A 15409-nucleotide genomic window follows, 5' to 3' on the forward strand; every position below is an offset into this window, starting at 1 on the left:
TTGAAAGTTGCTACGTAGCATAATCGCGCAGCTAATTTTCAACTTTCAACTTTCAATTTTCAACTAAATAAAGCGATTATGCTATTACCTTATTTGAATGAAGGTCTTGTGGAGGCCGGTTGTGATGAAGCTGGGCGTGGTTGTCTGGCCGGTTCTGTTTATGCTGCCGCCGTTATTCTTCCGGTAGATTTTAAGAATGAACTCTTGAATGATTCCAAACAGCTCACCGAAAAACAACGTTATGCTTTGCGTGAGGTTATTGAGCGGGAAGCTGTTGCCTGGGCTGTTGGGATTGTATCTCCTGAAGAGATAGACGAGATAAACATTCTGAATGCTTCTTTCCTTGCCATGCATCGTGCGGTAGATCAACTCAAGGTACGCCCGGAACATCTTCTTATCGATGGTAATCGTTTTAAAAAGTATACTGATATACCTCATACAACGGTGATAAAAGGGGACGGGAAGTATCTGTCCATTGCTGCTGCTTCTATCCTGGCGAAAACTTATCGTGATGATTATATGAACCGGTTGCATGAAGAATTTCCTTATTATGATTGGAATCATAACAAAGGATATCCCACAAAAAAACACCGTGCAGCTATTGCCGAACACGGTGTTTCTCCTTATCATCGGATGACCTTCAACCTGTTGGGTGACGGTCAGTTATCCTTAGAATTCTGATATTGTAGTTGTTGTTACCACTTTTTTGGCCTTCTTCTTTCCCCAGGTAATGTTGAATCCCATACTTACGTTTGCATTAGCATTGCCTACCGGAACATATTGTGGGGTTACTTTGGTTATCATGTGGTCTGTTCCAATGAAGAAGTTGAAACCACTCGGGTGGAAATTCAGTACCCATCCTAATGACGAACCGAAACTGCTTATTGCATAGTTTACAGAAGCCTCAAACCATCTTACCGGGGCTACATTGGCTGAAAGACGTGCTTCCGACCATGTGAAAGGCTTATTGAAATGTGTGGATGAAAGTAAACCGAATTTCAGGTTCTTATAATAAGGAAGCACGTATTCGGCACCGATATTCATCGTAGTAGCCAGTTTGGTGGTACGGCTCTTAACTGTTCCATCATCATAGAACTTGATAAATTCTTCAAACTGATCTCCTAAGTTATCCAATTCGTCGTCGATGTCTCCCGGTTCACCTTCTCCCGGTTTTACTGCGATTGGGTTTTCGAATCCTTTAAAAGTGTAATTATGTTGCATTTTAGCTTTCAAACCGTTATTCCATTTGATGAAGCCGAGGTCAAGTAGAGCAGCCGAAAGGGTAAGTCCTTCTACATAATCGTCCATTTTGTATACAGCTCCCAAATCAAATCCAACTCCGTAACCACCTATACCGGGACCATCGATATCAAAACCGTCAATTTCTCCGGGTTTACCGTGTTCGTCGGGTTCTTTACTTTCAAAGTAACCACCCTTTAATGAACCTTCTACCTGGCCTTCGGCATCTATGAGCCATTCATCCTGTCCCATTGTGATGTCCATTCTCTTGATTTTTGCTTCTGCATTAGCACCTCCTACCAGGAATTTAACTTTAGCACCTATTGTCAGGCGATCTTTAATGATCTCATGAGAATGTCCTAAAGCTACTTCTGCATAATTGTTGGAACGTACTGTGAGATCTTTTACTCTATAATGAGTTCCGCCTTCGTCGCTCATCCCTGTTTTCATAAAATCAAAAAGTCCGTATGGTAGGTTGACGGAGGTATTAGAACGGAATGCAATCTCAAATGTATTGAAACCTCCGAAACCACGGAAACCAAATGCAATAATAGGCATACGAAGATTTACGCTGAGATGGTTGTTAGTATGCAGGTTACTCAGAAACTCTTGGTTGCTAACAGTCGGATTCATAAACGTTGTCAGTTTATATCCGTTCTGATTATATTTATAAAGGAAGTCATTCACTCCGACATTACCCTGAAGACCTACATTGAAATTACCTAATACGAAGAAAGGTAAATTGATGTAATTACTTTCATTCATAAATGCCGGGTTGAGCTGATGACGGTAAGTCATGCCTTCCATGAAATAGCTTGAGTTGAGGCTTTGTGCCCCTACGCCTGTAGTACAGAGAATAAAGAGTGAAGCCAGTGTGGCTTTTAATTTATAGTGTTTCATTGTTCTATTCGTTTTTTTGATACATCTAAATTAGTTCAAATCTATAATTACACCATTGGGTACTTTTAGGCGTACATTCTTCAATTGCAACGTCTGGTTTTCGTTCAGTTGTTGTCCCTCTGCATCTTCTGCTGATGCTGCTACGATTTCGAAAGCAAGTCCGTCCAGTCTTTTGACAGCTCCGGAAGTCGTTTCTTTTATTTCAATGACTAATGTACTTTCAGCGGCTGTATTATTCTTACCGGCTTTGATGGTACCGTCTTTTTTACCATCAACTATTACTGTGATAGTTACACCTTTCAGTTCTTCTGCCTTTCCTTGATTATCTACTGTCAGTGCTTTAGCTGTGAGGTTCAATCCTAACGGGATTGTGTTGAAAGCAGTAGCGGTAGCGTTCACCTGTTGTATTTCATAGTCTTTCAAGTCGTCATACCAACCGTCTACACTGTCTTTGTAAACAATCGTTGTGATGTTTTTACCAAATACGAAAGGTACATTCACATCATAATCGGTCATTATTTCATAAGTGTGTCCTAATAAAACTTCTGTCTCATCAGTACTTGCTTTGGTTTCTACAGCAAATTCAAATATATCTGGTATTTTGTTAATGAGTGTAGGCAGGTTAGCCACTTCTACATGTTTTACGTCTGGTTTGTTAGGATCGATGGGCGAAAGACAGAACTGTTGTTTGCTGCCATCCCCGTCTTTGTTTAAAGTGAAGCTGAATTTCACAGGATTATTTACCGGGTCTCCTATTGGTTTCTTTACACCGTCTTTATCTGTGAAAGCAGTGATCGTTCCGTTTACATTTGCTTTGACCGGTGTGTTGTTTTGGGCTGTGAAGAATACCATCGGGTTTTGTACGGACAGAGTAACCTGTTCATCGTCCAGGAAGTCGGGAAGTTCTGACAAAGTTACAGGGGCGATGTCGATGTTAATCTTCGGTTGTACAACGCCTTTTACACTCTTTATGCTGATAATGTGCTGTTTGGTTTGTTGATCTCGCAGTGTGATGTCTACGTTCAGGTGTACGGAAACTGTTTGGTTTTCATATCTCGAATCCACATCTCCGGTGTTGAGGCTGACTTTTCCGTCCAGCAAAATTGTTCCTTCTATCAGGAGCTTACAGAAGTCAGTTCCTTTGGTAAAGGTCACACCGTCTGCTTTACAATCGATGCCATCTACGGGGATTGTGGTTATATAACCGTCGGTACTGGTGGCTACTTCGTTTTCCAACTTCAATATTCCGTTTTGTAGCCTGTTTGATTTGATAAATTGAGGAAAGGTTAAGTTTAGTTCTGTCAGGTGGAGCTTGCTTGCCACCGGCTCCGAATATGAAAGGTGAATCACAGCTTCCATACCCATATTGATGGAAGAGAGAGATTCTATATCTGTAGGCAGGTTGTCACTATTTAGCTCAAAGCTTGTGCTTTGGTTAGGAAGAGAAGCGGGGATATCTGTTGGCGGAATACCTGCTAACGGAGGGATGGGGAATGTGAGTTCCGGGGTTATTGGGTTGATTCTTGGACTGTTGATCTCGAATCCGGACACTGAGATGAAAGTGGTTTGTTCCGATCCTTCCTGCAACAGATAATAATTGCCTTCATTGTCGATCTTTACAACGCCATCTTCTTCAATATCCAGTATCTTACTTAGCTTTATCGGCTCAGTTTCTCCTCCGGGAATAGCGAATTCGCTTCCGCCCACCTGAATGGTTAAGTCGATGTCTTTAGTAAGATCATAATCGTTATCCACACAAGAGGATAGTGTAAGTAATGAGGCCATGAGGGCACATGAGCCGAGTTTTAAGTGTTTTTTCTTCATAATGCATTCCTTTTTAACACGATAGTAGTACTTTTTGCAAAAATAAACAAATAAATCAAACGGCACAAACTTTGTGCAAGAAATGCATCTTGCAGATATTCTTTGTTTTACAACAAAAAGAACACTTAAGCGGCTATTTAAACCACTTAAGCATTCTTTCTGTCTGTTTGGACCTGATTTAATTAAAAATGGAAAATTGAACGTTGGAAATGAAAAAAGTTATTTAATGAAAAGTTGAAAGTTGTTGCCCTGTCACGCTACATAGTACTTCTCCCTTCTCCACTCTCCCTTCTTCTTACCCCTTCTCTTAGAACCATTTAATCTTTTTGAATATGATGAACGCCATTGCAGAAAGCACTACTGAAGATAATACGATTAATGCAAAAGCGTGTGGCACTTCATCAATGTGTATATCTACATTCATTCCATAGAAACTGGCAATCAGTGTAGGTATCATCAATGTAATAGACAGGCTTGTCATGCGTTTCATGATCGCATTCACATTGTTGGAAATGATAGAGGCAAATGCATCCATGGTTCCCGTAAGGATATCACTATAGATATTCACGGTATTGAATGCTTGCTTTAATTCGATTATGACATCTTCCACTAATTCCTGGTCCAGATAGTCAGTATCCTGAAAAATACTTTTCAGTTTACCTATCATCACCTCATTACCACGAATAGAGGTGTTGAAGTAAACGAGTGTTTTCTGTAATTTCATCAAGCGCAGAAGATCTTCGTTGCGGATGCTTTTTTCCAGTTCTTTTTCTGCTGCGGTGATATCAACATTAATTTGTTTCAGGTATTTCAGAAACCATACTGCCGATGAATAGATAAGCCGTAAAATCAAGTCTAATTTATTGCGTACTATGATCCCTTTACGGCGGGTATGTTCAATAAAATCCGGTAGTAATTCCGTGTTGTGATAACATACGGAAACAATGATTTCATTGTTGGTAATGATGCCAATGGGGACGGTGCTGAATGGGATACCGTTCTGATTACTTTGTACGGGTATACGAAGAATAGTCAATAACCAATTCCCCTCCGTATCTGTACGAGGACGTTCGTCGGTATCGGCTATATCATTTAAAAAAGATTCCGGGACTTGTAATTCCTGAGTCAGAAACTCAAAATCATTTGCATCGGGGCATACTACGTTCACCCAGCTATTGGGTAGCCATTGTGATTTTTCCACAAAGCCAGCCTCACAATAAAGATATTTTCTCATCTTATTGCCTCCTTTCGTTTGTTTTTAATCCGAACAGAGGCATCATGACGCTTGTATGGCTCTGTTCGCTTTTAGTTAATACTGTTGCACGTTCGCGGGTTTGAATCGTCCATATTTATATTCTTAATATTTTTAAAAGCGGAGCAAAAGTACGGAATATTTCTTATAAGAGTGCACCTTATTCTCCTTTTTTGTGATTAAAATAATCTTTTTCGTACCTTTGCACCCGAATTAAAGAAAGCCAATTAATTAATTTTAAATATTATGAGTAAGAAAGCCCTTTTAATGATCCTTGATGGTTGGGGAATAGGCGACCACGGAAAAGATGACGTAATTTTTAATACTCCCACTCCTTATTGGGATTATTTGCTAAAAACGTATCCTCATTCTCAGCTTCAGGCAAGTGGTGAGAACGTGGGTTTGCCCGATGGACAGATGGGTAACTCAGAAGTAGGACACCTTAATATTGGTGCCGGACGGGTGGTTTACCAGGATTTGGTAAAAATCAATCTGGCATGTCGTGATAACAGCATCATGAAGAACCCCGAAATTGTTTCTGCTTTTACTTATGCTAAAGAAAACGGAAAGAATATTCATTTCATGGGATTGACTTCTGATGGTGGTGTACACAGTTCATTGGATCATCTGTATAAGCTTTGTGATATATCCAAAGAATATGGTGTTGAGAATACATACATTCATTGTTTCATGGATGGCCGTGATACAGATCCGAAGAGCGGTAAAGGATTTATCGAACAGTTGGAAGCGCATTGTGCAAAATCAGCCGGTAAGATTGCTTCTATCATTGGTCGCTATTATGCAATGGATCGCGATAAACGTTGGGAACGTGTGAAAGAAGCATATGATTTGCTGGTAAACGGTATTGGTGCAAAAGCTACAGATATGGTTCAGGCAATGCAGCAATCTTATGATGAAGGTATTACTGACGAATTTATAAAGCCGATTGTTAATGCGAATGTGGATGGTACAATTAAAGAAGGCGATGTTGTTATCTTCTTTAATTATCGTAATGACCGCGCGAAAGAGCTGACTGTAGTACTGACTCAGCAGGATATGCCGGAAGCAGGTATGCATACTATTCCGGGGTTGCAGTATTATTGTATGACTCCATATGACGCTTCTTTTAAAGGTGTTCATATCTTGTTCGATAAAGAAAATGTAATGAATACCTTGGGTGAATATCTGGCTGCCAAAGGTTTGCAACAGCTTCATATTGCCGAAACAGAGAAATATGCACATGTAACATTCTTCTTTAACGGTGGACGTGAGACTCCATATAATAATGAAGACCGTATCTTGGTTCCGTCTCCCAAAGTGGCTACTTATGACTTGAAGCCGGAGATGAGTGCTTACGAAGTGAAAGATAAACTGGTGGCTGCCATCAACGAGAATAAATATGATTTTATCGTTGTGAACTATGCCAATGGTGATATGGTAGGCCATACCGGTATTTATGATGCAATTGAGAAAGCGGTTGTTGCTGTAGATGCTTGTGTAAAAGAAACAATTGAAGCAGCTAAGGCGCAGGGCTATGAAGCTATCATTATTGCTGATCATGGTAATGCCGATCACGCTTTGAATGAAGATGGTACTCCGAATACAGCACACTCTTTGAACCCGGTTCCTTGTGTGTATGTTACAGAAAATAAGGATGCTAAAGTAGAGAATGGCCGTCTTGCTGATGTTGCTCCTACAATCCTGAAGATTATGGGACTTGAAGCACCGGCAGAGATGAATGGTAACGTACTGATTAAGTAATATATAATTTATGATAGAGACGCACTGCATGCGTCTTGTAGCTTTGCAAACACGAATGAAATGTTTATAAGGGTACAAGGTGTATTCAATGCGTCTCTGCTTTTTAATAGATTGAGTGGATGATTCAAATAGGAGATGTTGTAGTAAGTTTAGATGTGTTTCGCGAAAAATTCATTTGCAACCTAAAGGCTTGTAAAGGCGAATGTTGCATCGAAGGAGATGCCGGTGCTCCGGTAGAACTCGATGAGATTGCGAAGCTGGAAGAGGTACTTCCCGTGATTTGGGAAGAGCTTTCTCCGGAGGCTCGTGCCATTATTGACAAACAAGGGGTGGTGTATACTGACCAAGAGGGAGATATTGTGACTTCTATTGTAAACAATAAGGATTGTGTGTTTACTTGTTACGATGAAAAAGGTTATTGTTATTGTGCCATTGAAAAAGCTTACCGCGAAGGGAAAGTAAATTTCTACAAACCTGTGTCTTGCCATCTGTATCCTATTCGTGTAGGCGACTATGGTCCTTATAAAGCTGTTAATTACAACCGTTGGGATATTTGTAAGGCAGCCGTGTTGTTGGGGAAGAAAGAAGATGTACCCGTATATAAATTTCTGAAAGAACCACTTATTCGTAAATTCGGAGAAGAGTGGTACCAGGAGTTGGAAGTTACTGCCGAAGAATTAAAGAAACAACATTTTATTTGATTGGAACAAGGCGGTATTCCAGCCTTTCTTCTTAAAAAGAAAAGCGCCGGTACAGAGGATTTTCCTTTGTTTCCCGGCGCTTCTTCGTTGTAAGATGTGAGGTTGGTAAATAATTACGTATTATGCATCGATATTTGCATACGTTGCATTCTCTTCAATGAATTCGCGGCGCGGTCCTACATCTTCACCCATTAACATGGAGAAAATGAAATCAGCTTCTGCTGCGTTTTCAATATTTACTTGTTTTAGCATGCGGTTCTCCGGATCCATCGTTGTTTCCCACAACTGCTGGGCGTTCATTTCACCCAAACCTTTATAGCGTTGTGTATGAACAGCATTTTCAGAACCACCACCGTAGGTGTCAATAAATGCCTGGCGTTGCGCATCCGTCCAGCAATATTCTTCTACTTTACCTTTTTTACACAAGTAAAGTGGAGGTGTAGCAATATACAGATAGCCATTCTGAATGATCTGCGGCATATAGCGGAAGAAGAAGGTCATGATCAATGTGTCGATGTGAGAACCATCGACGTCGGCATCGGTCATGATAATAATCTTATGATAACGCAATTTATCGATATTGGCTGCTTTGCTGTCTTCTTCTGTACCGATGGTAACGCCTAACGCTGTATATATGTTACGGATCTCTTCGCTTTCAAGTGCTTTGTGATACATGGCTTTCTCTACATTCAAAATCTTACCACGTAATGGTAAGATGGCCTGAAATGCACGGTTACGACCTTGTTTTGCCGTACCACCGGCTGAGTCTCCCTCGACGAGGAATAGTTCGCATTTTTGCGGATCCTTATCTGAACAGTCGGCAAGTTTGCCCGGAAGTCCACCACCGGACATTGGAGATTTGCGTTGCACCATTTCACGTGCTTTACGGGCAGCGTGACGAGCTGTTGCAGCAAGTACCACCTTATCAACAATCAGTTTGGCTTCTTTAGGATGCTCTTCCAGATAGTAAGCCAATGCTTCACCTACTGCCTGATCTACGGCTCCCATTACTTCGTTGTTGCCTAACTTCGTTTTAGTTTGTCCTTCAAACTGAGGTTCGGCTACTTTGACTGAGATAACGGCAGTCAGGCCTTCGCGGAAGTCATCACCGGAGATTTCTACCTTTACCTTTTCCAGCATTTTGCTGTCTTCGGCATATTTCTTTAGAGTACGTGTAAGCGCACGGCGGAAACCGGCCAGATGCGTACCGCCTTCTATGGTATTAATGTTATTTACATAAGAGTGAACGTTCTCCGAGAATCCGGTATTATACATGATAGCCAATTCAATGGGGATACCTTGTTTCTCTGTGTTCAGGTAGATTACATCATTGATCAGGTGATCACGTGAGGATTCCAGATAACGAACAAATTCCTTCAAACCCTCTTCTGAGTAGAATATTTCTTGTTTGAATTTGCCTTCATCATTAACTACACGACGATCTGTTAACGTGATTTTAATTCCTGCATTTAAGTAAGCAAGTTCACGCATACGTCCAGCCAGAATCTCATACTTATAGACTGTTTCGGTGAAGATTGTATTGTCCGGCCAGAACTGTTGCCTTGTTCCGGTATGTTCGGATTCGCCTACTTCCTTTACAGGATAAAGTGGCTTTCCTATTTCATATTCCTGCTGATAGATTTTACCATTACGGTAAACCTGACTGATCATGTGGGTAGACAGTGCATTTACACAAGACATACCTACACCGTGCAGACCACCTGAAACTTTATAGGAACCTTTATCAAACTTTCCTCCTGCATGAAGTACCGTCATAGCTACTTCTAATGCAGATTTTTGTTCTTTCTCGTGGAAGTCTACAGGAATACCACGTCCATTGTCCTGTACAGTAATTGAATTATCTTCGTTGATTGTGACTTCAATGTGGTCGCAATAACCTGCTAACGCTTCGTCGATAGAGTTATCAACGATTTCATATACCAAGTGATGAAGTCCCTTTACACTGATGTCGCCGATGTACATCGCGGGGCGCTTGCGTACAGCTTCCAGACCTTCTAAGACCTGAATACTGTCGGCTGAATACGATCCGTTGTCCTGGGGAACTTGGGAGAATAAGTCTTCGCTCATAATTGCCTTTCTAAGTTATAATAACAGAGCAAAAATAGCAAAAAAAAATGGATTGAGGAAGAATAAAGGGTGAAAAAACACGAATACTGGTAAGTAGTGGAAAAGAAGAAGATACTACCTGAATAAATAGATCCTAACGCACAAAAGACCGAACTAAAAAGTTCAGTCTCAGTGTTGTATGAAGTAGTGCTAATTTCTTATATTAAGCAAGCTTATTAATGTAGATAGCCAATTTTGACTTCAAGTTGCTGGCTTTGTTCTTGTGAATAATATTCACTTTAGCCAACTTATCAAGCATCTTGGTGATACCTGGATACATAGCAGCTGCTTCTGCTTTGTCAGTAGTCGAACGAAGTTTTCTAACAGCATTTCTCATGGTTTTGCCATAATATCTGTTATGAAGTCTTCTTGTTTCTTCTTGTCTGATTCTCTTTAGTGATGATTTGTGATTTGCCATCTCGACTAATCTGTTTTAATTCGTTTATTTTTTTAATTGTAGCCCGTGGGGGAGTCGAACCCCCCTTTCAAGAATGAAAATCTTGCGTCCTAACCGATAGACGAACGGGCCATCATTTCTTTGAAGCGTTTCCGTTTCTTTTGCTTTTCGAGTGTTTGTTTCTCGATTGCGGATGCAAAGGTAGATACTTTTTTTGAATTAGCAAATGTTTCGCAAGATTTTTTTTATAAAAAGTTACCCTATTCCTTATGTTATACCTGACTTTCTTCTGATTATCAGTGAAATAATGTAGCAAAAAAAATGTCACATAGAAACTCTTTTTTTTAGGTAGTAGGAGAAGAGTTACTAACATTCCGCTTTTTTTTGTAGTTTTGTATTGGATTAGAATTAGAAGAGAAATGTTACAAAAAACGGTTGGGATAGTTCTTCATACACTGAAATATAACGATACATCTAATATCGTTGAGATGTATACTGAGCTGTTGGGACGTGCCTCTTTTTTAGTTTCGGTACCACGTTCGAGAAAAGCGGCAGTAAAGTCCGTATTGTTTCAACCACTTTCTTTGATAGAGTTTGAGGCAGATTACCGCCCCAATGCTACTCTTTATAAGATAAAAGAGGCAAAATCCTTTTTTCCTTTCTCTTCAATTCCTTACGATCCATATAAGTCAGCTATCGCTCTTTTTCTGGCGGAATTTCTTTACCGTGCCATTCGTGAGGAAGCGGAAAACCGTCCGTTGTTTGCTTATCTGATTCACTCCATTACCTGGCTGGATGAATGCCGGGAGAGTTTTGCCAATTTCCATTTGGTGTTTTTAATGCGTCTTTCCCGCTTTTTGGGGTTATATCCCAATCTGGAGGATTATCATGAAGGGGATTATTTTGATATGTTGAATGCTTGTTTTACTTCGCTTCGTCCGCAGTTGCATTCGTCGTATATTGGTCCGCAGGAGGCATTTCGTCTTATTGGTTTGATGCGAATGAATTATGATACGATGCATATTTTCGGTATGAACCGTACAGAACGGGCACGTTGCCTCACCATTATTAATGAGTATTATCGGTTGCACTTACCCGATTTTCCGCTATTGAAATCTTTAGATGTGCTGAAAGAGTTATTCGATTAGTTGCTCCGTCTCTATGTCCTCTGCGGTGAGCTGATTTATTATTAATCAGTTTTACGCTAAATGTTGTCTGCCATTACCATCTATTTATCTCTCCGGTATCGATAAAGCCCTATCTCGTAGAGTGACGTAGGAAGCCTCGGTGTATAGCGTTGTTTTACATGTACATGTAAAGCGGTACGACATGTGCATGTGGTGCAGTACGACATGTGCATGTCGTGCAGTGAAACATGTACATGTAAAACAACGCTGCTCACCGGGGAAAGGAACGTTCCTTTCTGAGAAAGACAAAGTACAACACCGGATAACGGTGGCGATGCCGTTTAGGGGCACTTCCGCTACCGAAAAGATAGGGCCATAATCTTTGTTCTTATATGGATATGAATCTATTTCACCACAGAGTAATACGGAGTTCCACAGAGTTTAAATCTTTATTGAAACGTAAATGAACGCAGATTTTCGCAAAGGGAAACAAATGTATGATAAAGAGCTACAGTCTTTTAATCTGCGTTTATCTGTGTTAATCCGCATTTTGTCAGATAAATAGTACTCTGTGGAACTCTGTGCTACTCTGTGGTGAACTGATTCGCATAAGTAGGGATTTTTAAGGCGCCGTGGTACGGATACTTATTTCTACTTCCCCTTTTTCATTGGGGTGTACAATCACAGGGATAAAACAAAATCCAGGGACAGGGTTGAAAATACGTCCGTTTTCATCTGTTGGAGCGATCGTTAGCGTTTGCGGGCTATTGAGTAGTAAGACTCCTCCTTCCTTATTTACTTGAACAGAATGTTCGGTTATATTTTCTTTTTCCTGTGGCGCGGCAATGATGGGCAACGTTAGTTGTACGCCGGCTTTTCTTAGTGATTCCGGGATAGAGCAGTGAATGCCGATCTCTTTCTCCTGGAAGATATAATCAATCTCCACAGCTTCTTTTCCGACAGAAGAAAATTGCTGTTTGCTATCTACCAGATGCGTTACAATATGAAACTGATGGGTATTTCCCTTTTTCTGATAAGTTATTTTTGTGTCCAGATCGTCGAGGTTACTATACATCGTTCCATTTTCAATTAACTCTATACGAGGGCTGCCGGACATACGGTGTGGCTGTGTATAGGCTTGCATATTGGGGGCTTCAATCAGCGTGTAGAGATTCATGGTGGCAGCAAATACCGGACCGATCTGTTTGTTCCATAACATAGAAAGAACTCCTCCCATCGGATGTGTCCCTTTCACTTTGTACTCCGAATCGAATCCGGTGACGGTAGCCCGCCATTCGCCTTCACTCACCAGCCAGGTATTGATATCCTCAAAACGTTTCGCTCCATAAGCCTTATCTCGTGGGAGTGGAACGGGGGCCGGAGTAACTACCGGTTGGTTGAGAAAAGAAGCCAGTGCTTTGGCATGTCCGAAGGTATGATGAATGCAGGCTTCTACACCGCAGTCGTGATAATTCATACCTCCATGTAATAGTCCGTTGTGGGTTGCTTTTTTCAGTAAGGTGATATTGCGGTGGATGGCTTCTGCATATTCCGGATGTCGGTCGGCAAGTGTATAGTATCCTCCCATGAAACCGTCACTGGTACGTCCTCCCCAATAGGTCCATTTAAAGCTGCGTGTTCCCCAACTGTTGTCCCACGCTCCGTCGGGGAGCATAAATTCAAGATGGGTATCCATTGATTTTTCCAGGAGTGCCATTAGCTCCTTATCATCTGCCATATGGGCATAGTAAACCATATTGGGAAGTGATTCTTCTACATTATATAGAAGGTCTACCGGGAGGCAACCATTGCGTGTTTTTTTCTTTATTTCGGGACCTTCACCAAAAAGGAAATATTCATTGGTGGTGAAGAAAGCTTTTAAGTCTCCGGCTGTTTCGCGGGCACGGGCGATGAAGTCCTGCCGGTTGAATTCTGTGCCGATAGCAAAGAGGGCATAGATTGCCGAAGCGGAGTAGTTTACATTCATATTGCGCATTCCTTCACGGCGGCGGCTGTAGATGAATTTATCACCATAGATAAATTCTCCGGCCTGCAAGAGTTGTTCACGCCAGGCATTACGGGTCGAGTCGTCCAGTAAATGGCCGTGATGATGTAAGGCCTCATAAAGAGCGATGGCAGCAAATACGGTTGTTCCGTTCCAATCCGACACGTTCACATCATTCATCCATGAACCATCCGGTTGATGAACATTGCCCATCCAGTGCATCAGGTTTTTGGCTGCTGTTACATATTTCTCATTACACGTTTTCTCGGCAATATACATTAAAGGTAGCACGGCATCACCACAACGCCCGTGTACACGGGCACAGGCCGGACAAAGAAGTCCTCCGTCCAATGAGGCATTTTTGTGGCTGACTTGATAGGTAAGGAGTGTTTCCACCCATTCGGCAAGTAGCTCATCGGCTTCGGCTTGTATAGAGCTGTCTTTGTATCCGGCACGTACACCGATAGCCGAAATTTTATCTCCCGGATTTACGCTGAACGGACCTGTGTAGAGGAACCAGTGGTGTTCGTTCAATCCGCGTCCGTTTATCTGGTAAGCAATGGAAGCTCCTTCGGTACTGCAAGTCAGCGTAGCCGTTCCGTTTTCTATCTTTACTTCAGGGCGGGCTACTACAGGCTGTACCCCTCCCGGGCGAAACATTTCAATGAGTTCCGGTTCGGTGTATTTCCACATCTTATTATAAGTGGATATCCAACGGTCAAATTCATCACTCAGTTCCTTTATCTTTTTCTTATATTTAGGGTCATCCGCCAGATTGTTCAGTTCATGCGGATCAGCCTGTACATCATAGAATTCTATTTCGGGACGGGGATATTTGAACCATTTCTCCTGATCGGCATTTAGTTTTCCGGCTTCATGGAGCTCTGCCATGCGGGCCATCATAGGCATGGCGGCACGGGAGATGATGGGTAGATAGTCGGGTTGTTCAGTACGATAGTTACGTATATAGCGATAGCGCTCATCACGTACACAACCTTGTTTTTCATAGAAAGTGTCAAGGCGGTCGCGCGCACCATAGACATACTTACGCGATTTCTGCTTGTATTGACCTAAAAAAGGGCGGCCATGCATATATTCGGGTACAGGTAGTCCGGCCAGTGAAAGGATTGTTGCAGGGATATCAACAAACATATGCAATCCCCGGTCCACCGTTCCCGCTTTGTATCCGTCGGGGAAACGTATCATAAACGGCACAAGTGCTCCTGATTCGTACAGTTCTCTTTTTTGTCTGGGCATGGGGCCTCCGTTGTCTGAGTACCATATAATAATTGTATTGTCCAGTTTTCCGGATGCCTTAAGCTCATCCACCAGTATCTGAAACTGACGGTCCATTTCGGTGATATTACTATAAAGAATAGCCATATCTTTGCGTACAACAGGGTCGTCCGGATAATAGGGAGGAAGAATGATACCTTCCGGCTGGACACTCAAGGGCTGGTCTGCACGTTTCATTACCTGAAACTCATGCGTCACATTGAGATTGAAGATGGAGAAGAAGGGCATCCCTTCGGGAGCATGTTTCCAATGTGCCCGATCTCCTTGTTCATCCCAGGCGGTTAGAGGAGCGGCAAACTGGTAATCTGTTTTTGAGTTATTAGTGCAGAAATAACCTGCGGCACGCATCTGTTCCGTATAGCATTTGATACCTGCCGGAAGTACTACATCGTATGGATGTATGCCGGCCGGTTTCGACTTGTTTTGTGCTGTACGCATATTGTTGGCACCAATGGAGGTTGGATACATCCCGGTAATAAGTGCTGCACGACTTGGAGAAGAGACTCCGATCGTGGTGTACATACCCGTGTAGCGTATACTCTCGCGGGAGAAATTATCCAGGTTGGGGGTAACGGCTACGGCGTCGCCATAACATCCCAGGTAAGGACTGATATCTTCGCAAACGATGCAGAGAATGTTTGGCTGTTCGGGCTGTTTTTGCCCGGTAGCGTTACTATGTGCCAGCGGTAAGATGAGGCCCGACAGGGCTGATAATAACTTGTATTTCATAATTGTCAGGGATAAAAATCTGTTTCAGCTTTCCCCTTTGACCGCAGATTA

10 protein-coding genes and 1 tRNA gene are annotated in these 15409 nt (G+C 42.0%); 4 read left to right on the forward strand and 7 right to left on the reverse strand.

Going from position 1 to position 15409, the window contains the following annotated elements:
* The first annotated feature begins 78 nt into the window (after positions 1–78).
* On the forward strand, positions 79–681 hold the full coding sequence (locus ACESQI_RS01160; RefSeq protein ID WP_007483432.1) for a ribonuclease HII: 603 nt from the start codon (positions 79–81) through the stop codon (positions 679–681).
* Here ACESQI_RS01160 and ACESQI_RS01165 read toward each other — a convergent pair.
* The 3 genes from ACESQI_RS01165 to ACESQI_RS01175 form a co-directional block, all read right to left on the reverse strand.
* The gene (locus ACESQI_RS01165) at positions 670–2139 is read right to left on the reverse strand and encodes a DUF5723 family protein (protein WP_007483434.1); all 1470 of its coding nucleotides are present in this window, start codon (positions 2137–2139) and stop codon (positions 670–672) included. The two genes, ACESQI_RS01160 and ACESQI_RS01165, sit on opposite strands and share 12 nt — an antisense overlap.
* Positions 2140–2169: 30 nt before the next feature.
* Complete coding sequence (locus ACESQI_RS01170) at positions 2170–3963, reverse strand: hypothetical protein (protein WP_007483436.1); 1794 nt, start codon at positions 3961–3963, stop codon at positions 2170–2172.
* A 307-nt stretch (positions 3964–4270) separates the two neighbouring features.
* Positions 4271–5197 carry a magnesium transporter CorA family protein gene (locus tag ACESQI_RS01175; RefSeq protein ID WP_002558759.1) on the reverse strand — a complete coding sequence of 309 codons (927 nt, stop codon included), beginning with the start codon at positions 5195–5197 and terminating at the stop codon, positions 4271–4273.
* A 264-nt stretch (positions 5198–5461) separates the two neighbouring features.
* Between ACESQI_RS01175 and gpmI the strand changes: the two genes are divergently transcribed.
* Complete coding sequence (gpmI, locus tag ACESQI_RS01180) at positions 5462–6976, forward strand: 2,3-bisphosphoglycerate-independent phosphoglycerate mutase (protein WP_002558760.1); 1515 nt, start codon at positions 5462–5464, stop codon at positions 6974–6976.
* A 119-nt stretch (positions 6977–7095) separates the two neighbouring features.
* Positions 7096–7677 (forward strand): DUF3109 family protein, encoded by a 582-nt coding sequence (locus tag ACESQI_RS01185; protein ID WP_278510805.1) that lies wholly within the window; start codon positions 7096–7098, stop codon positions 7675–7677.
* 120 nt (positions 7678–7797) lie between these two features.
* Here ACESQI_RS01185 and gyrB read toward each other — a convergent pair whose 3' ends face one another.
* The 3 genes from gyrB to ACESQI_RS01200 form a co-directional block, all read right to left on the reverse strand.
* On the reverse strand, positions 7798–9765 hold the full coding sequence (gene gyrB, locus ACESQI_RS01190; protein ID WP_002558762.1) for a DNA topoisomerase (ATP-hydrolyzing) subunit B: 1968 nt from the start codon (positions 9763–9765) through the stop codon (positions 7798–7800).
* A gap of 202 nt (positions 9766–9967) precedes the next feature.
* Positions 9968–10222: a 30S ribosomal protein S20 gene (gene rpsT / locus ACESQI_RS01195; protein WP_002558763.1), complete on the reverse strand. Its 255-nt coding sequence runs from the start codon at positions 10220–10222 to the stop codon at positions 9968–9970.
* Between the two features lie 39 nt (positions 10223–10261).
* Positions 10262–10333: transfer RNA gene (locus ACESQI_RS01200), tRNA-Glu, on the reverse strand.
* Between the two features lie 287 nt (positions 10334–10620).
* Between ACESQI_RS01200 and recO the strand changes: the two genes are divergently transcribed.
* Positions 10621–11349, forward strand: coding sequence for a DNA repair protein RecO (gene recO, locus ACESQI_RS01205; protein WP_002558765.1), 729 nt, complete (start codon positions 10621–10623; stop codon positions 11347–11349).
* A 601-nt stretch (positions 11350–11950) separates the two neighbouring features.
* Here recO and ACESQI_RS01210 read toward each other — a convergent pair.
* Positions 11951–15358 carry a sulfatase-like hydrolase/transferase gene (locus tag ACESQI_RS01210; protein ID WP_373125376.1) on the reverse strand — a complete coding sequence of 1136 codons (3408 nt, stop codon included), beginning with the start codon at positions 15356–15358 and terminating at the stop codon, positions 11951–11953.
* Positions 15359–15409: the final 51 nt, after the last annotated feature.

The sequence above is a fragment of the Bacteroides sp. HPS0048 genome (genome assembly GCF_964240755.1).
Classification (GTDB): Bacteria; Bacteroidota; Bacteroidia; order Bacteroidales; family Bacteroidaceae; genus Bacteroides; species Bacteroides nordii.